This is a genomic window from Bacteroidota bacterium (genome assembly GCA_040388375.1).
Taxonomy (GTDB): domain Bacteria; phylum Bacteroidota; class Bacteroidia; order UKL13-3; family UKL13-3; genus JAAFJM01.
Genome location: JAZKBU010000007.1, coordinates 435930 through 454223 on the forward strand (window position 1 = coordinate 435930; position 18294 = coordinate 454223).

Genomic DNA, 18294 nt, shown 5'->3' on the forward strand with positions numbered 1-18294 from the left:
TATATACTTTACAAAACATATTGTGAATTTACCCAAACCAAAAATTTTAGCTTTCTTCGATTTTTTCTTCCCTGCCTATAAATCAGGAGGGCCCGCAAGGTCTTCATTAGGCTTGGTGGAAACATTAGGAATGTATTATGATTTTGAGATTTTTACCCGTAGTACTGACAAGGATTTTAAAGAGAAACTACAAGGCATTGAAAGTGCTAATTGGTGCGATGTAAAAGGGGCAAAAGTATTTTACTCAACCAATGCTATTCAAATACTAAAAGCTGCTAAAAAAGTAGAGTACGATGTGTATTACTTTAATAGTTTCTTTTCAGCAGCATACACTATTTTACCATTGCTGCTCATATCGTTAGGCATACTACCCGAAAAGCCAATTATACTAGCTCCAAGAGGTGAATTTTCAGAGAATGCATTGGCCATTAAAAACTGGAAGAAAAAAATTTATCTAAAACTGTTCAACTCCTTTTTATACAACAAAGTTATTTTCCATGCTTCCTCTAATTTTGAAAGATGGGACATTATAAAAGCTACCCGGGTTAAATACTCACAAGTACGCGTAGCACTTAATTTAAGGCCTATTTCAGAGTTTTCGGCCATACAATACAAACCCATCACCAAAGAAAGTGGTGAGTTAAAACTGGTGTTTATTTCACGTATATCAGCCATGAAAAATATTGATTTTGCATTAAGAGTACTTAAAAACTGCAAAACAAATATTACCCTTGATATATATGGTATTGTTGACGATAAAGCTTACTGGAGCGAATGCAAAACCTTAATAGCTGAATTACCTGCCCATATTAAAGTAGTTTACAAAAGCGAGGTTTCACAAAAAAATGTATTTGGTGTTTTACAAAACTACCATGTTATGTTTTTACCTACACGGGGCGAAAACTTCGGGCACTCCATATTAGAATCATTTATGGCCAATAGGCCGGCATTAATTAGCAATGTAACTATCTGGCGTAATTTAGAACAGCAAAAAGCCGGATGGGATTTAACCCTTCATGATGAAAACCTTTTTGTTCGTAAATTAGATGAACTGAATGCAATGGATAATGACACCTATCAGCAGTTTGTTTCAGGTGCACACCAAATGGCACAAAACTATTTTTACGATAGTGAAAAAGTAAACGCTTATAAAAAATTATTTGATTATTAAGATATGTGCGGAATTGTTGGAATAGTTAGTAAAGAATCAGATCAGTTGATAGACAACTTGGTTCGCTCCATTGTGCATAGAGGCCCTGACGATTATGGTTGCTATAATGGCAATGGCATTTCATTGGGTCACAGACGTCTTTCTATTGTTGATTTAAGTCCTTTAGGGCATCAGCCCATGATTTCAGCCGATGATGATTATGTATTAATTTACAATGGTGAAATTTATAACCACAGTATTATAAGAGAACGTTTATCAGAAAAAGGCTACACCTTTAAAGGCACAAGCGATACAGAAACACTTTTGTATGCTTACATAGAATACGGACCTAAAATACTCAATGAGTTAAACGGAATTTTTGCTTTTGCTATTTATTCAAAAAGTAAAAATGAACTCTTTATAGCCCGCGATCAGTTTGGCGTAAAGCCATTGTATTACATGGCCGAAAAAGATACTTTTTTGTTCTCGTCAGAGCTAAAAAGCTTAATAAAACATCCAACACTTAATAAAAGTATTGACCATACTGCTATTATGGACTATGTAAATTATTTATATAGTCCTGCAGAAAAAACACCCTTTTCGCAAATACAAAAAGTAGCACCCGGTCATTACATAATATACGATTTAAATACTCATACTTACAAGCAACACCAATACTACGATATTCCATTTACCGGAAAAGTAAATTCAGCAAGTTTGGAAGAGCTTAGTTTTCAGTTAGAGAAAAAACTATTTGATGCTGTTGAAAGGCAATTAATGAGTGATGTGCCGGTTGGCTTTTTCCTTTCAGGTGGACTTGATTCAAGCTTAGTAGCAGCTATTGCCCAACAGCTTAATCCTGATAAGCCACTGACTTGTTTTACTATTGACTCCGGTGAGGGAAAGGTAACCGAAGAAGGTTTTGCCAATGATTTACTATATGCTAAACTATTAGCCGATAAATTCAACTTTAACTTACATATAGTAGATGCTAAAGTTGATATTTTAAAAGACTTTGATAAAATGATTTGGCACTTAGATGAGCCACAAGCAGACCCTGCCCCGCTTAATGTATTAAACATTTGCCAGGCAGCAAGAGGCAAAGGAATTAAAGTTTTATTAGGCGGAACCGCGGGCGATGATTTGTTTTCGGGTTATAGAAGACACCAGGCTTTACATTACGAAAAACTTTTCACCTATATACCAAGCACATTACGAACAACAGCCAAAGATGTTAGCAAAAGGTTAGATGCATCAAAACCTATTAACAGGCGTTTAAGAAAGTTTTTGCATGATGCAGATAAAAGCAAATTAGAACGTATGGCAGGCTATTTTGCATGGCTGCCTTACGAAAATAATTTAAGCCTTTATTCGGATAAAGTAAAAAAAGAATTAAGTACCTACAGACCTAATCAAATATTATTTGACCTGTTAAGAAACATTCCAAACGAAACAGCAGACTTAAACAAAATGTTGTATTGGGAAATGAAAACCTTTTTAATGGGACATAACCTGAACTATACCGACAAAATGAGTATGGCTGTTGGTGTTGAAGCACGTGTACCCTTTTTAGATTTAGAGTTGGTAAACTTTAGTACAACCATACCCGACCACTTTAAACTGAAGGGACAAACAACTAAGTATATTCTAAAAAAAGTAGCTGAAAAATACCTTCCCCATGAAATTATATACCGCCCAAAATCAGGCTTTGGAGCACCGGTAAGGAAATGGATAACAGAAGACTTAGACGAGATGATTAAAGAAAGATTATCGCCTAATAAAATAAAAGCTCGTGGTATTTTTAACGAAGAAGCCGTTTGGCAATTGATAAAAGACAATAAAGATGGTAGAATAGATGCCTCTTATACAGTTTGGAGCTTACTCTCCATTGAAAGCTGGATGCAACAATTTGTAGACGGGGAAAAGTTATTTTAATGGATTAACTCCATTCAATTCCTGCAATACATTTTTACAATAAGTCATTTTAATTACAATAAACTATCTACACAATCACCCTGCGTGATTAATAACTATTATTAATGAAACAAATAATACAAAATTTAAAAAACGGAAATACCATATTGGAAGAAGTGCCCGCTCCTTTAGTAAAAAAAGGCCATGTACTGATACAAACTAGCAAAACCCTTGTTTCATTGGGTACCGAAAAAATGTTGGTAGAATTTGGTAAATCAAACCTCCTTTCAAAAGCCCGTCAACAACCCGAAAAAGTGAAGCAGGTATTGGATAAAATTAAATCGGACGGATTATTACCAACACTGGAAGCTGTTTTTAATAAGCTTGATGAGCCGCTTCCTTTAGGTTATTGCAATGCAGGAGTTGTTATTGAAGTAGGCGAAGGTCTAAGCGAATTTAAAGTAGGCGATAGAGTTGTTTCCAATGGCGCCCATGCAGAGTTTGTGTGTGTACCTAAAAATTTGTGTGCTTTAATTCCTGAAAATGTAAGCGATGAAGAAGCCGCTTTTACCGTAATCGGTTCCATAGGTTTACAAGGCATCCGTTTGGTAAACCCAACCATTGGTGAAACCGTAGTTATTATTGGTTTAGGATTAATTGGTTTAATTACTGCCGAATTATTAATAGCCAATGGCTGCGAAGTAATAGGCTTTGATTTTGACGATAAAAAAGTAGCCTTAGCCCAAAGCAAAGGCGTAAAAGCATTCAATGCATCAAAAGGTATTGATGTAGTTAAAACAGTTGAAGGACTTACCAATGGAATAGGTGCCGATGCAGTTATTATTACCGCATCAACCAAAAGTGATGAAGTAATTAGCCAATCAGCACAAATGAGCCGTAAACGCGGACGCATTGTTTTAGTAGGTGTAATTGGATTAAATATAAACAGAGCCGATTTTTTCAAAAAAGAATTAAGCTTTCAGGTATCATGCTCATATGGACCGGGTAGATACGATGAAGATTACGAAAACAGAGGTATAGACTATCCTTTGGCTTATGTAAGATGGACCGAAAAAAGAAACTTTGAAACCATTTTAGGTGCTATAGCAAGAGGCAAAGTTGATGTAAAACCACTCATTACCGAAAGAGTAAAACTAGACGACTATATGCAAATATATGGTTCTATGGGAGGTGCAAGTATTGCTTCAATCATCAGTTACGATGCACCTCAGCAACAGGCAAAACCCAAAAATAATGTACAGTTAAATCAAGCCACTTTTGCGGGTAGCAAAGGCGTTATTGGTATTATAGGTTCTGGTAATTTTACTAAAATGACCATGTTACCTGCACTGAAAGGTACAGGTGCGGCTTACAAATATATTGCGAGTCAAAGTGGTGTTTCAGGCAATGCATTGGCTAAAAAATATGGCTTTAGCAACTCCACCACCGATTACAAACAAATATTAAATGACAGCGAAGTTGATTTGGTTTTAATAACTACCCGCCATAATGTGCATGCAAGCATGACCATTGATTGTTTAAATGCAGGCAAACACGTTTTCGTGGAAAAGCCATTGGCCATTAACAATGAACAATTAGAACAAGTTATTTCAACTTATGCTCAGTTAAATACTAAACCAACCGTCACTGTTGGTTTCAACAGACGCTTCTCCCCTTTCATTCAAAAAGCAAAAGCATTGTTGGGCAATGCCAATAATGCTATCAATATGGTTGCTACCATGAATGCAGGTTTTATTCCACCCGAAGTTTGGGTAAACGATTTACAGGTAGGTGGCGGAAGGATTATTGGCGAAGCTTGTCACTTTATTGATTTAATGACCTATTTAAATGGAAGCAAAGTAGTAAGTGTTTCCATGAGTGCATTGGGTAATCAGGTAGCTGAAAATACAGACAATGCTATTATTACCTTAAAATTTGAAAATGGCTCACAAGGCGTAATCAACTATTTTGCCAATGGCCATAAAGCCTACTCAAAAGAAAGAGTGGAAATATACTCACAAGGCAGAACCCTTATTTTAGATAATTTCAGACGCATGGAAGGATTTGGATTCAAGGGTTTTTCAAGCATGAAAAGCAAACAAGATAAAGGACATAAAAACCAGTTTGATTTATTAATTCAAGCCATTAAAAATGGAGGCAATGCCTTAATTCCTTTTGATGAAATAGTAAATACAAGTCAGGCAAGTATAGCCGCCATTGAAAGCTTAAAAACAGGAAAAACTATTCTTTTATAACCTATAAGAATTACACAATGAAAATTACAATTATAGCAGGAGCTCGTCCTAACTTTATGAAAATAGCACCCATTATAGATGCTATGAAAGCAGAACAGGCAGCGGGCAAAAATATAACTTATAGATTAGTACATACCGGCCAGCATTACGACAAGAAAATGTCGGATGATTTTTTCACAGAGCTTGGTATTCCTGAACCCAATGCCAATTTAGCTTGCGGAGGCGGCACACAAGCCGAGCAAACAGCAGCCATCATGGTTAAGTTCGAACAAGAACTATTAGATAATCCTGCTGATGCCATTTTAGTAGTAGGTGATGTTACTTCAACCATGGCTTGTTCCATTGTTGCTAAAAAATTAAATACCGATGTAATACATGTAGAGGCAGGCATACGCTCGTTCGACTTAACAATGCCCGAAGAAATAAACAGGATGGTAACCGATGCCATTACCGATCATTTTTTCACCACATCAGAGCAAGCCAATATCAATTTAAGGAATGCAGGACAAGCTGATAATAAAATACACTTTGTAGGCAATACGATGATTGATACATTGCTGAAACAAATGCCCCGTTTAAAAAAACCGGGTATTGTTGATGAATTACAATTACAACCACAATCGTATTTCGTTATTACCTTACACCGCCCGGCCAATGTGGACGAAGAAGAAAAATTAAAATCATTACTTTTTGAAATTATTAATAATGTAAATGGCTTACCTATTATTTTTCCTGTACATCCGCGTACCGCAAAAATGCTTGACAGCATAGGTATTAAGGCCGATAACCTGCACATGATAGATCCATTGGGTTATTTATCATTTAACTATTTGGTGAAAAATGCCAAAGCAGTGATAACAGATAGCGGAGGCATTACCGAGGAAACAACCGTAATGGGTGTACCTTGTATTACATTACGCGATAATACAGAAAGACCTGAAACCATTACCGTTGGTACCAACGAGTTAATAGGCACCAACCCACAGGCTGTAAAACCGGCACTGCAAAAGTTATTCAGTGGCAATTGGAAAAAAGGCGGTATTCCCGATTTATGGGATGGAAAAACAAGCCAGCGAATAGTAGCAAAACTACTTGAAGTATACGCTTAAGATAGATTCCAAAAATGAATAAGCTAAAACAATTCGTACAAATAATTCAAAACATGGGCTTACGTTATGTAAGCTTCAGGCTTGGGTTTGAAGTAATGAAAAAGTTAGGATTATTAAAATATAAATATCCTACCAATCCGGCACCAAAACAATTCATCAGCTTAGCAGATTGGAAACAGTTAAATCAAAAATTCTTTTTTGAATCGAAGGAAACACTAACCTTTACCAAAGACAGAAATAATCAATTACAGGAAGAAGCTTTAAAAATACTTGATGGTACTTTAAAGTTTTTCAGTGCGCAGGAATATCATTTAGGCAAAGACTACGATTGGTTAACAAACCCTGATACTGGTTTTAAATATAGCAATACAATCCATTGGTTATACATTAACGATTACTCCAAACAAGCAGGCGATATTAAATACGTTTGGGAAAAGTCGCGCTTTACCTATTTAAATACCATCATTCGTTACGACTATCATTTTGATACAGACCAATCAGAATTTGTATTCAGTGAAATAGAATCGTGGATTAAAGCCAACCCCGTTAACCAAGGACCTAATTACAAATGCAGTCAGGAAACATCGTTGCGTGTTTTTAACTGGCTATTCGCATTACACTATTATAAAAACTCAGCAGCTTTAACCGAAGCACGTTTTCAATCTATTATGCATGCTATATACTGGCAGGCAAAACACATCAATAACAATATTAACTTTTCAAGGATAGCCGTTAGAAATAACCATGCTATTACAGAAACCTTAGGCATGTATTTAATAGGTTTACTCATGCCCTATTTTCCGGAAGCCAAACAATGGAAAACAAAAGGTAAACAATTTTTAGAGCAGGAAATAGCCTATCAGATTTACGAGGATGGAACCTTCTTACAATTTTCGAGTAATTACCACCGCGTAGTTATTCAATTACTCAGCTGGGCTATTCAGCTCAACAAACTAAACGATACCCCTTTTTCAGATACCTTTTACCAACGGGCTAAAGCAAGCGTACATTTTTTAACCACTTGCATGCAAAAGGAAAATGGACAACTACCAAACTATGGCGCAAACGATGGAGCTTTATTCTTTAAATTCAGCAACCAGCATTACAGAGATTACAGACCGCAGTTAGAAGCATTAAGCCTGTTGCTAAACTTAAACTGGCCATACGACACCTTTGAAGATAAAAACTGGTATGGTATAAACAATAAAGTCATTGCTCAAAAACAAGCCAGACAACAATTAAGTCAGTTTAAAAAAGGCGGTTACTATATTATAAACGAAGCAAACACCCTAAGTTTTATTCGTTGTGGTAACCACAAAGACAGGCCATCGCAAGCCGATAACTTACATTTAGATATATGGGTAGATGGCGAAAATATATTACGCGATGCAGGTTCCTATAAATACAATACCAGCGAAGAAGAAATACGTTACTTTTTCGGAACGGCATCACACAACACAGTCATGCTAAATGGATTTGACCAAATGCGTAAAGGCTCCCGTTTTATTTGGTTTAACTGGTCGCAAGCTGTTGCAGCAACACTTAATGAAACAACCGAAGCTTTTGAATTTGATGGCACTATCAAAGCATTTGAATACATAGAAAAAGGCATTACCCATCAAAGAAAAGTACGCAAGTTTAAAAACGAGTTGAAATGGGAAGTAGAAGATATACTTAAACACCATACAGAATACCCTATTAAACAAATATGGAATCCATCAGAAAGCTTTTTTAACAACTATAGTATTAAAGCTTACGATAGCAATAACCAACCCATTGAACCCATTTACCAAGATGGTTTTTATTCCGGCTTATACGGCATCAAAGAACCTAGCAAACAAATTATATTTACAAGCAATGGAACCAAAATAACCACGGTTATCCATAAAATTTAAATAGTTCGAAATACCCATTAATGAAAATTTTACTTATACATCAATACTACTTAGAAAAAAGTGATAGTGGCGGTTCGCGCTGGAACGAAATGAGCCGTATGTGGGCCGAGCAAGGCCATGAAATAACCGTATTAGGCGGTATGGTGCATTATGCATCAGGCAAAAAAAACGAGAAGTATAAAGGCAAGTATTTTTTCGATGAAAAAAATTTCGAACCTAATATCAGGGTTATCAGGAGCCATGTTTCCGAAGCTTACAACGTAAATTTTTTAGGCAGGCTATGGGCTTACTTTTCATTTGTATTCAGCAGCACATGGGCAGGAACCTTTTATGCCAAAGATAAATACGACATTATCATAGTAACATCGCCCCCTTTATTTGTGGGTATTACCGCTTATATTTTATCAAAAATTAAACGCATTCCATTTGTTTTTGAAATACGTGATTTATGGCCCGAATCAGCTATAGATACAGGCGTAGTAACCAACGGGTTTATTATTAAAATGGCTTATGCTTTTGAAGCATTTATATACAAAAAAGCCAAATTGATTAATGTATTAACTCCAGCCTTCAGAACAACGCTGATAGAAAAGAAAAAAGTAAGCACCGAGAAAATTATATTCATTCCCAATGCAGCCGACTTTAGTCTTTCGCAAGAACTACTCGCTACTTTTGATACTAAATTATTCAGGGCAGAAAAAAGCATTGGCGAAGATAAATTTGTAATTACTTACGTAGGTGCACATGGTGTAGCCAACCATTTAATACATGCCATAGAAACAGCCGAGTTATTAAAAGATACACCCGTATTGTTTTTAATGATTGGAGAAGGCATGCAAAAAGCATGGTTGAAAGAAGAAGTGGCCAAGCGTCAACTCACCAACATACAATTTATAGATGCAGTTCCTAAAAAAGAAGTATTCAAATACATTTTAGCATCAGACATGGGAACCTCTATACTTAAAAAAGTAGATACCTTTAAAACCGTATACTCCAACAAAACATTCGACTACATGAGCTGTAAAAAGCCCATATTAATGGCCATAGATGGTGTTTCGCGCGAGTTAGTAGAAGAAGCCAACGGAGGCATTTACGTAGAGCCAGAAAATGCACAAGACTTTGCAGATAAAATAAAAATATATTTAAACAACCGCGACCTGTTACAACAACAAGGAGAAAGCGGATACCAATTTGCGCTTAATCATTTTGATAGGACACATTTAGCCAATAAATACCTGGAAGAAATTAAAAAAATAATATGATTTATCGCTCAGTCATAAAACCCGTTTTTGATGCTGTAGTAGCCTTGTTGGTGCTTATTTGTTCTAGCCCTGTTACCATACCCGTAACCATTATATTATGGATAGTAAATGACCGGAAACCATTTTTTGTACAGGCAAGGCCAGGCAAAAACGAACACGTTTTTAAACTGATCAAGTTTAAAACCATGAACGATAAAAAAGACAAAGAAGGCAACCTGCTATCAGATGCAGAACGTTTAACATGGATAGGTAAGCTGGTACGCAAAACTTCGCTCGATGAAATACCACAAATGATTAATGTATTAAAAGGCGATATGAGTTTAATAGGCCCTCGCCCTTTACTCGTTCAGTACCTGCCGTTATATAGTGTAGAACAAAAGAAACGCCATTTGGTAAAACCCGGTATTACAGGCTGGGCACAGGTAAACGGACGAAACAATATTAGCTGGGAACAAAAATTTAATCTGGATGTATGGTACGTACAGCACCTTAATTTTTTGTTAGATATAAAAATAATCTGGCTTACCGTTTTAAATATTTTAAGATCAAAAGACATTAACCAGGAAGGACATGCCACCATGCCCTTTTTTAAAGGTACAGAATGAAAAATATACTAATTAGTGCTGCAGGCAGGAGAGTAAACTTGGTAAAAAGTTTCCAGGCAGAATTACATGCGCTCGATAAAAATGCAAAAGTATACGCATCAGACATGAACCCTACTCTGTCATCAGCCTGCCAACAAGCCGATGCATATATACAGGTTAAAGCTATTAAAGACCCTGAATATATTGACGATTTATTAGCCAAATGTATAGCCTTTAACATAGGTGTTATAGTACCCACTATTGATACCGAATTAGTATTGCTGGCTGAAAACAAAGAGCTGTTTATAGAAAAGGGAATTACACCCGTAGTTTCAGGTTTAAGCTTTACCAAAGCCTGTCGCGATAAAAGATTGATCAATACCTTTTTTGAAGAAAGAGGTATAAGCATTCCCAAGCCCATTGATAAAAATAACCCCAGCTTTCCCCTCTTTATTAAACCATACGATGGCAGTTTAAGTGCCGATATATTTTTAATAAACACCAAAGAAGAGTTGACCAATTACCATTTAAGCAATCCAAAGCTGATGTTTATGGAATACGTTGACAAAAAACAATACGATGAGTTTACCGTAGATATGTATTACGGAACCGACCATAACGTAAAATGTATTGTACCCAGAAAACGCATAGAAATACGCGGAGGAGAAATTAGCAAAGGCATTACTTTAAAAAACGACATAGTAGATTACCTGAAAGAAAAGCTGAACCATATAGATACAGCAGTAGGTTGTTTAACATTACAATTGTTCAGGCATAAAGAAAACGAAAATAAAATAGGCATAGAAATAAACCCCCGTTTTGGTGGAGGTTACCCCTTAAGTTATAAAGCCGGAGCAAACTATCCGTTGTTTATTATAAAAGAATACCTGCTTAACGAAACCCTTTCCTACACCAACGACTGGGAAGAAAATTTACTGATGTTGCGTTACGATGATGAGATAATAATACATGATGCCCGTTTTTAATAAAAACAGTTTTGTTGTTTTCGATTTAGATGATACCCTTTACAATGAAATTGATTATCTGAAATCAGCCTACAGGCATATAGCAAATACCATTAACCCGGCTATTGAAAACAATATTTACACCGATTTACTGAACTGGTATAACCAAGGATTAAATCCATTTAGCCACTTAATAGAAAAATACCCAACCACACTTACTTTAAGCCAACTACTCGATTTATACCGCTTTCATACACCACAAATAAAAATACATGCCGATGCATTTGATTTTATGCAGTGGCTCATTAAACAAGAAATACCCATGGGTTTAATTACCGATGGCAGAAGCATCACACAACGTAACAAATTACAATCACTTCAAATAACTGAGTTCTTCACCGATATTATTATTTCAGAAGAATTTGGCAGTGAGAAACCCGATAAGAATAACTTTTTATACTTTGCAAAAAAATATCCCGATAAAACCTTTACCTATATTGCAGATAATACAAAGAAAGATTTTATTGCACCCCGGGAACTAAACTGGCAGATGATATGTTTGCTTGACAATGGTAACAACATACACAAGCAAGACCTAAGCCTTTTGCCAAAAGAAACCATACTAATTAAAAACTTTAAAGACCTGTTGCAAAGCCTATAGCAATAGGTTTAACAACAAGACCTCTTATAAAAACTAACTACATGACAAACGATAAAATATGGCTTTCATCGCCCCACATGTGTGGTAAAGAATTTGAATTCGTAAAAGAAGCTTTTGATACCAACTGGATTGCACCATTGGGACCAAACGTTGACGGATTTGAAAAAGACCTAGTTGAGTTTACCCAAACAAAACATGCTGCTGCATTGAGTTCAGGAACATCAGCCATACATTTAGCTTTAATTATATTAGGCGTAAAAGCAGGCGATGAAGTAATTTGTCAAAGCTTTACCTTTTCAGCATCGGCCAACCCGATTATGTACCAAGGTGCTACACCAGTATTTGTAGATTCAGAAACCGACACATGGAACATGTGCCCGAAACAATTGCGCTTAGCCATTGAAGGCAGCATAGCAAAAGGCAAAAAACCAAAAGCCATTATACCAGTTCATTTATATGGTATGCCCGCCAAAATGAATGAAATAATAGCCATAGCCAATGAGTTTACTATTCCGGTTATTGAAGATGCAGCCGAGGCATTGGGTTCAACATTCAATGAAAAACCTTGCGGTACATTCGGGCAACTGGGTGTACTTTCATTTAATGGCAATAAAATTATCACCACTTCAGGCGGAGGCGCCTTAATAGCCAACAACGAAGACTGGATAAAACAAGCGCGCTTTTTAGCCACACAAGCACGCGATGCAGCACCACATTACCAACACTCACAAATAGGTTATAACTACCGCATGAGCAATGTTTGTGCAGGTATAGGCCGTGGACAAATGACCGTTTTACAAGATAGAGTAAACCACCGCAGAGCCAATTTTGATTATTATAAAAACGAGTTAGCCACTATTGAAGCTATACAATTTCACGAAGCACCAACAGGCGCATATAGTAACCGTTGGTTAAGCTGTATTTTAGTAAACTCTAACAGCAAAAACATAACCCGCGAAACCATCAGGTTAGCTTTAGAAAAAGAAAACATAGAAGCAAGACCATTGTGGAAACCAATGCATTTGCAACCCATTTTTGAGCAATATCCTTTTTATGGAGATGGAACTTCAGCCCTTTTATTTGAAAAAGGACTTTGCTTGCCTTCCGGTTCCAACCTGACAACCGATGATTTAAAACGAGTAGTAACCATTATAAAATCTTTATTTTAACTAACCAACAAGCATTCAGAAGTCCCGAAATAAGAACTGTTTCGGGACTTTTATTTTAAACATATAAAACTTTCCATACGCGTTTATTCATTCATTTCAAATAAATAAACAGGATAATGCGTTTGTAAACCCTTACATGAATACAAAAATAAAATTTGCCATACTAGGCTTCGGGCATATAGGTAAGCGACATGCCGATATGATACTAAGACACACAGAAGCAGAGTTAGTGGCAATTGTCGATACTCATTTAAACATAGATTCCAACACCTATCAGGTACCAACATTCAATACACTTGACCAATTAATAAATGCCAATATACCTGTTGACATAGTTTGTATAGCAACACCCAATTACCTGCATTGCCAACAAGCCATACAAGCTTTACAAAACAACTGGCATGTAGTTATTGAAAAACCAATGGGGCTTTCAAGTCAGGAGTGTCAGCAAGTTATTGATACCGCTGCAGCCAACAACAAAATGGTTTTTTGTGTTATGCAGAACAGATATTCCCCACCCTCAGCTTGGTTAAAAGAAGTTATCAATCAAAACCTGCTTGGTGATATTTACCATGTACAAATTAATTGTTACTGGAACCGCGATGAAAAATACTATGCCCAATCAAACTGGAAAGGAAAAAAAGAATTAGATGGTGGAACCCTCTTCACACAGTTTAGTCATTTTGTTGATACCATGTATTGGTTATTTGGCGAAATAAAAAACATTACTGGAAAACAATACAATTTCAACCACCAAAATAGTATAGAGTTTGAAGACAGCGGCTTTATTCAGTTTGAAATAAACAATGGCGGAACAGGAAGCATTAACTATAGCACCAGTGTTTTCAATAAAAACCTCGAAAGCAGCATAACCATAATAGGGCAAAACGGTTCCGTAAAAATTGGCGGACAATACATGGATGAAGTATTGGTTTGCAACATAAAAGATTACCAAATGCCCCAATTACCAAAAACCAACCCGGCTAACGATTACGGTTCGTACAAAGGCAGTGCTGCCAACCACGAGTATGTAATACAAAACGTAATAGAAGTTTTACAGGGCAAAGCCAATATAAAAACTACCGCTACCGAAGGTTTAAAAGTGGTAGAAACCATTGAGCATATTTATAAAGCTTTGCATAATTAACCCGTAAAGCAACAACACAAAACAACCCACAATAAGCGGAACATATAGTAAAACCTAGATTAATGCTTTATATAAGCTATCTTCCGCAAATTATTATTTTATAAACTTAACACATGTCATTTAAAGATCTAAACCTTATCGAGCCTATTTTAAAAGCGTTAAACGATGAAGGTTATACAACTCCAACACCTATTCAAGAACAATCAATACCTATCGTATTACAACGAAAAGACCTATTAGGTTGCGCACAAACAGGAACAGGAAAAACGGCAGCATTTGCCATACCCATATTACAAATACTTAACCAGGAACAAACCGAACAAAAAGGACAAAGGGCTATAAAAGCTTTAATTTTAACCCCTACCCGTGAACTGGCTATACAAATAGAAGAAAGTTTTAACGCTTATGGAAAATATTGTGGCTTAAAAAACCTGGTTATTTTTGGAGGCGTTTCACAACACAGTCAAACAGAAGCTCTGAAAAGAGGTGTTGATATATTAGTAGCTACACCGGGTCGTTTACTCGACTTAATGAACCAGAAATATGTTCATTTAAACAACATCAAAATGTTTGTTTTAGATGAAGCCGACCGTATGTTGGACATGGGTTTTATTAACGATATTAAAAAAATATTACCCAAATTGCCACCTAAAAAACAAACCCTGTTTTTTTCGGCAACCATGCCACCTGAAATTCAAAAATTAGCCAATACCATTTTAGTAAACCCTTCAAAAGTTGAAGTAACACCCGTTTCATCAACAGCCGAAAAAATTGAACAATCAGTTTACTTTATTGATAGAGGAAACAAGAAAAATTTGTTAGCCCTTTTACTCAAAGACCCTGCTATAAAAAGCGTATTGGTATTTACACGTACCAAACATGGTGCAGATAAAGTAGTAAAAGAACTGGCTAAAATAAATGTGAAAGCTGAAGCCATACATGGCAATAAATCGCAGAATGCACGCCAACGCGCATTAACCAATTTTAAAGCAGGACACACACGCGTACTTTTAGCTACCGATATAGCAGCAAGAGGTATTGATGTGGATCACCTTTCACATGTAATTAATTTTGAACTACCTAATATAGCCGAAACATACGTGCATAGAATTGGGCGTACAGGTCGTGCAGGTGCAAGCGGTATAGCTATTTCATTTTGCGATGCAGAAGAAAAAGAATACCTGAGAGATATTCAGAAATTAATAGGTAAAACAATTCCTGTAATTGACGAACATCCTTATCCGTTAATGGATCATAACCCACCATCAACCAAAGACAATCAACGTGGTGGACGCGGTGGCGACAGAAGACAAGGCAATGCCCCTAAAAAAGAAAATGCCGGTGCAAAACACCAAGCAAAACCGGTACAGTCAAAAACCAGTGCAGCACCTAAGAAAAATTTCAACCGGAATTTCAATAAGCCAAAGCCGCAACCAAAAGCAAACTAATTTTTTAAATAAAGTATTATTGTAAGCAGTAATACTTTATTTTCATTTAGACTATAAATAGATTTAACTCGTTATCCATTAAATTTATCAGAATAATGACAAACTTTTTTGCCCATCAAAGCGCAGTTATTGATGAACCTTGCGAAATAGGAAATGATGTTAAAATCTGGCATTTCAGTCATATCATGTCAGGCGCTGTTATTGGTGCTAAATGCAATATTGGGCAAAACGTATTTATAGCCAACCACGTTAAACTAGGCGAACAGGTAAAAATACAAAACAATGTTTCCGTATATGCCGGTGTGGAATGCGAAGACGATGTTTTTTTAGGCCCATCCATGGTGTTTACCAATGTAATTAACCCAAGGAGCCATGTTAACAGGCAAAATAATTACACCAAAACTTTGGTAAAAAAAGGAGCAAGCATTGGAGCTAATGCTACCATTATTTGTGGAAATACCATAGGCGAATATGCTTTAATTGGAGCAGGGGCAGTTATTACAAAATCAGTACCCGCTTATGCTTTAATGGTTGGTAACCCAGCCAAACAAATAGGCTGGGTAAGTGAATATGGCCATAACTTACAATTTGATACAGCAGGCAAAGCCATTTGTACCGAAACACAACAAGAATACATATTAGCAAATAATAGCGTAACAAGAGTAAAATAATGAGCGTTACTATTCCAATGGTTGACCTCAAAGGTCAGTATGAAAAAATTAAAACCGAAATCAATAACGGTATCAATGAAGTAATAGAATCAAGTACATTCATTAAAGGGCCAAAAGTAAAAGAGTTTGAAAACCAACTGTCACAATACCTTAATATAAAACAAGTAATAGCCTGTGCCAATGGTACCGATGCTTTACAAATAGCCTTAATGGCGCTTCAGTTACAACCAGGCGATGAAGTAATAATTCCTTGCTTTACTTACATAGCCACAGCCGAAGTAATAGCATTATTGGGTTTAAAACCCATATTGATTGATGTAGAAGCCAACTACTTTTGTATAGACCCGCAACTAATCGAATCGAAAATAACAAACAAAACAAAAGCAATAGTACCCGTTCACTTATTTGGCCAGTGCGCCAACATGAACCAGATTATAGCTATTGCAAACAAACACAATATATATGTAATTGAAGATACTGCACAAGCCATAGGTGCTGGTTATATATTAGAAAACAATACGCAACAAACAAGTGCAGGAGGTATTGGTGTAATTGGCACCACTTCATTTTTCCCGTCAAAAAACTTAGGTTGTTATGGAGATGGAGGCGCCTTGTTTACCAACGATGAAAAACTAGCCAGGCAAATCAGGATGATATGCAATCATGGACAAGAAAAACAATATGTACATGATATAATAGGCGTTAACTCCCGTTTAGATAGTATACAGGCAGCAGTATTATTAGCCAAGCTTCCACATTTAAACACATACGCTCAGGCACGCAATCAGGTAGCCAACTGGTACGATGAATTGTTAAGCGGAAACGAACATATTATTATACCCAAACGTGACCAAAACTCAACACACGTATTTAACCAATACACCATTCAACTAGAAGGTGTAAATAGAGATAGCATCAAAAAACACTTAACAGAGAACAATATTGCCAGCGCTGTTTATTATCCGCACACCGTATACCAGCAAAAAGCATTTAGTGACTTAGGCTACCAAGCAGGCGATTTTCCAGTAGCAGAAAAATTAACAGAAACCGTTTTGTCGTTACCCATGCATACCGAAATGACACAAGAAACAGCCACCTATATTGCAAAAGAAGTATTAGCGGCTATCAATAAACACAAATAAGCAATCATGTTTAAAAACAATAAAGCCATTAAGTTTATAGTCATTTTTGTAATAAGCTATTTACTGCTTAATGGGCTTTATCAATTAATATTATGGGCTTACAACCCACAAGTTGATTTATTTACACATTATACTACCACTTCCCTTTGCGCTATTTTCAACGACTTTAGTTATGTACCCAGCCACTACCAAATTGGTTATGTGCTCTCCTATAAACAACAAAAAATTATAAATATAACTGAGGGCTGTAATGCTATTGCCATTGTAATTACACTACTCAGTTTTTGTATAGCCTATACCAGTAAAATAAAAAACTACCTGCTATTTATACCCATTGCATTAAGCCTTGTATATATCATGAACCAGCTACGAATTTACTGGCTCGTATTAATCAAAGTACATTACCCAAACTTCTTTTCATTTTTCCATGTTTACATTTTCCCTGCTATTTTATATTTAGTTGCATTTGGGTTAATGGTTATATGGATTAAATTTTTTGTTGACAAAGAGCTAAAAGAAAACTAACATGAGTGTTAAAACTTCCATGGCATGGCTTATTGGTTTATTCATACTGAACTTTGCATTACAAAATGTAAATTTTATAACACTAAACTGGAATAGCTGTAGTTACTATACCTACAACCCTGTCTGTGCAAACCCCATAAGTTTTATACTCAATAAAATTTTACGTTTACTCCTAAATGCCTACTGCATATACATCGCCATTCAACTTTATAATTATCGTTTTAACAAAAAGCAAACCTTGCTTACAGCAAGTATTGTAGCATTCTTATTTATTATCGATTTAGCTTTTTGTTTTTCAAACAATCAACTACTCATAAACTTCCATAAAGTTTTAAATCCACTTTTGTATAGCCCTTTAATAGCAATGGTATTACTTGCTTATTATTTCAGCAAACAA

The 18294-nt window shown here is 36.0% G+C and carries 15 protein-coding genes; all 15 read left to right on the forward strand.

The features are described from left to right. Positions 1-22 precede the first annotated feature (22 nt). The 15 genes from V4538_13560 (at position 23) to xrtF (ending at position 17897) form a co-directional block, all read left to right on the forward strand. A complete protein-coding gene (locus V4538_13560; protein ID MES2382068.1) occupies positions 23-1171 on the forward strand; it encodes a glycosyltransferase family 4 protein in 1149 nt (382 codons plus the stop codon). A gap of 3 nt (positions 1172-1174) precedes the next feature. Beyond that, positions 1175-3085 carry an asparagine synthase (glutamine-hydrolyzing) gene (gene asnB / locus V4538_13565; GenBank protein ID MES2382069.1) on the forward strand — a complete coding sequence of 637 codons (1911 nt, stop codon included), beginning with the start codon at positions 1175-1177 and terminating at the stop codon, positions 3083-3085. A 104-nt stretch (positions 3086-3189) separates the two neighbouring features. Further along, the gene (locus tag V4538_13570) at positions 3190-5319 is read left to right on the forward strand and encodes a bi-domain-containing oxidoreductase (protein MES2382070.1); all 2130 of its coding nucleotides are present in this window, start codon (positions 3190-3192) and stop codon (positions 5317-5319) included. 17 nt (positions 5320-5336) lie between these two features. After that, entirely contained in the window at positions 5337-6428 is a 1092-nt protein-coding gene (wecB, locus tag V4538_13575; protein ID MES2382071.1) for a UDP-N-acetylglucosamine 2-epimerase (non-hydrolyzing), read from the forward strand. A 14-nt stretch (positions 6429-6442) separates the two neighbouring features. Continuing rightward, positions 6443-8323: an alginate lyase family protein gene (locus V4538_13580; protein MES2382072.1), complete on the forward strand. Its 1881-nt coding sequence runs from the start codon at positions 6443-6445 to the stop codon at positions 8321-8323. Positions 8324-8343: 20 nt separating this feature from the next. Further along, entirely contained in the window at positions 8344-9585 is a 1242-nt protein-coding gene (locus tag V4538_13585; GenBank protein MES2382073.1) for a glycosyltransferase family 4 protein, read from the forward strand. Continuing rightward, a complete protein-coding gene (locus tag V4538_13590; protein ID MES2382074.1) occupies positions 9585-10190 on the forward strand; it encodes a sugar transferase in 606 nt (201 codons plus the stop codon). The genes V4538_13585 and V4538_13590 overlap by 1 nt, the downstream gene beginning before the upstream one ends. After that, positions 10187-11155 (forward strand): ATP-grasp domain-containing protein, encoded by a 969-nt coding sequence (locus tag V4538_13595; protein MES2382075.1) that lies wholly within the window; start codon positions 10187-10189, stop codon positions 11153-11155. Before V4538_13590 ends, V4538_13595 begins: the two co-directional genes overlap by 4 nt. After that, the gene (locus V4538_13600; GenBank protein MES2382076.1) at positions 11139-11795 is read left to right on the forward strand and encodes an HAD family hydrolase; all 657 of its coding nucleotides are present in this window, start codon (positions 11139-11141) and stop codon (positions 11793-11795) included. Before V4538_13595 ends, V4538_13600 begins: the two co-directional genes overlap by 17 nt. 41 nt (positions 11796-11836) lie before the next feature. Continuing rightward, positions 11837-12964, forward strand: coding sequence for an aminotransferase class I/II-fold pyridoxal phosphate-dependent enzyme (locus V4538_13605; protein ID MES2382077.1), 1128 nt, complete (start codon positions 11837-11839; stop codon positions 12962-12964). Positions 12965-13100: 136 nt separating this feature from the next. After that, positions 13101-14111 carry a Gfo/Idh/MocA family oxidoreductase gene (locus tag V4538_13610; GenBank protein ID MES2382078.1) on the forward strand — a complete coding sequence of 337 codons (1011 nt, stop codon included), beginning with the start codon at positions 13101-13103 and terminating at the stop codon, positions 14109-14111. A 113-nt stretch (positions 14112-14224) separates the two neighbouring features. Continuing rightward, entirely contained in the window at positions 14225-15559 is a 1335-nt protein-coding gene (locus V4538_13615; GenBank protein ID MES2382079.1) for a DEAD/DEAH box helicase, read from the forward strand. A 95-nt stretch (positions 15560-15654) separates the two neighbouring features. Beyond that, entirely contained in the window at positions 15655-16230 is a 576-nt protein-coding gene (locus V4538_13620; GenBank protein ID MES2382080.1) for an acyltransferase, read from the forward strand. Beyond that, positions 16230-17372 (forward strand): DegT/DnrJ/EryC1/StrS family aminotransferase, encoded by a 1143-nt coding sequence (locus V4538_13625; GenBank protein MES2382081.1) that lies wholly within the window; start codon positions 16230-16232, stop codon positions 17370-17372. The genes V4538_13620 and V4538_13625 overlap by 1 nt, the downstream gene beginning before the upstream one ends. Positions 17373-17378: 6 nt before the next feature. Beyond that, positions 17379-17897, forward strand: coding sequence for an exosortase family protein XrtF (xrtF, locus tag V4538_13630; protein ID MES2382082.1), 519 nt, complete (start codon positions 17379-17381; stop codon positions 17895-17897). The last annotated feature ends 397 nt before the right edge of the window (positions 17898-18294 follow it).

Coding starts and splice junctions, on each gene's coding strand:
- asnB (MES2382069.1), top strand. CDS start 1,175: ATGTGCGGAATTGTTGGAATAGTTAGTAAAGAATCAGATCAGTTGATA.
- V4538_13570 (MES2382070.1), top strand. CDS start 3,190: ATGAAACAAATAATACAAAATTTAAAAAACGGAAATACCATATTGGAA.
- wecB (MES2382071.1), top strand. CDS start 5,337: ATGAAAATTACAATTATAGCAGGAGCTCGTCCTAACTTTATGAAAATA.
- V4538_13580 (MES2382072.1), top strand. CDS start 6,443: ATGAATAAGCTAAAACAATTCGTACAAATAATTCAAAACATGGGCTTA.
- V4538_13585 (MES2382073.1), top strand. CDS start 8,344: ATGAAAATTTTACTTATACATCAATACTACTTAGAAAAAAGTGATAGT.
- V4538_13595 (MES2382075.1), top strand. CDS start 10,187: ATGAAAAATATACTAATTAGTGCTGCAGGCAGGAGAGTAAACTTGGTA.
- V4538_13600 (MES2382076.1), top strand. CDS start 11,139: ATGATGCCCGTTTTTAATAAAAACAGTTTTGTTGTTTTCGATTTAGAT.
- V4538_13605 (MES2382077.1), top strand. CDS start 11,837: ATGACAAACGATAAAATATGGCTTTCATCGCCCCACATGTGTGGTAAA.
- V4538_13610 (MES2382078.1), top strand. CDS start 13,101: ATGAATACAAAAATAAAATTTGCCATACTAGGCTTCGGGCATATAGGT.
- V4538_13615 (MES2382079.1), top strand. CDS start 14,225: ATGTCATTTAAAGATCTAAACCTTATCGAGCCTATTTTAAAAGCGTTA.
- V4538_13620 (MES2382080.1), top strand. CDS start 15,655: ATGACAAACTTTTTTGCCCATCAAAGCGCAGTTATTGATGAACCTTGC.
- V4538_13625 (MES2382081.1), top strand. CDS start 16,230: ATGAGCGTTACTATTCCAATGGTTGACCTCAAAGGTCAGTATGAAAAA.
- xrtF (MES2382082.1), top strand. CDS start 17,379: ATGTTTAAAAACAATAAAGCCATTAAGTTTATAGTCATTTTTGTAATA.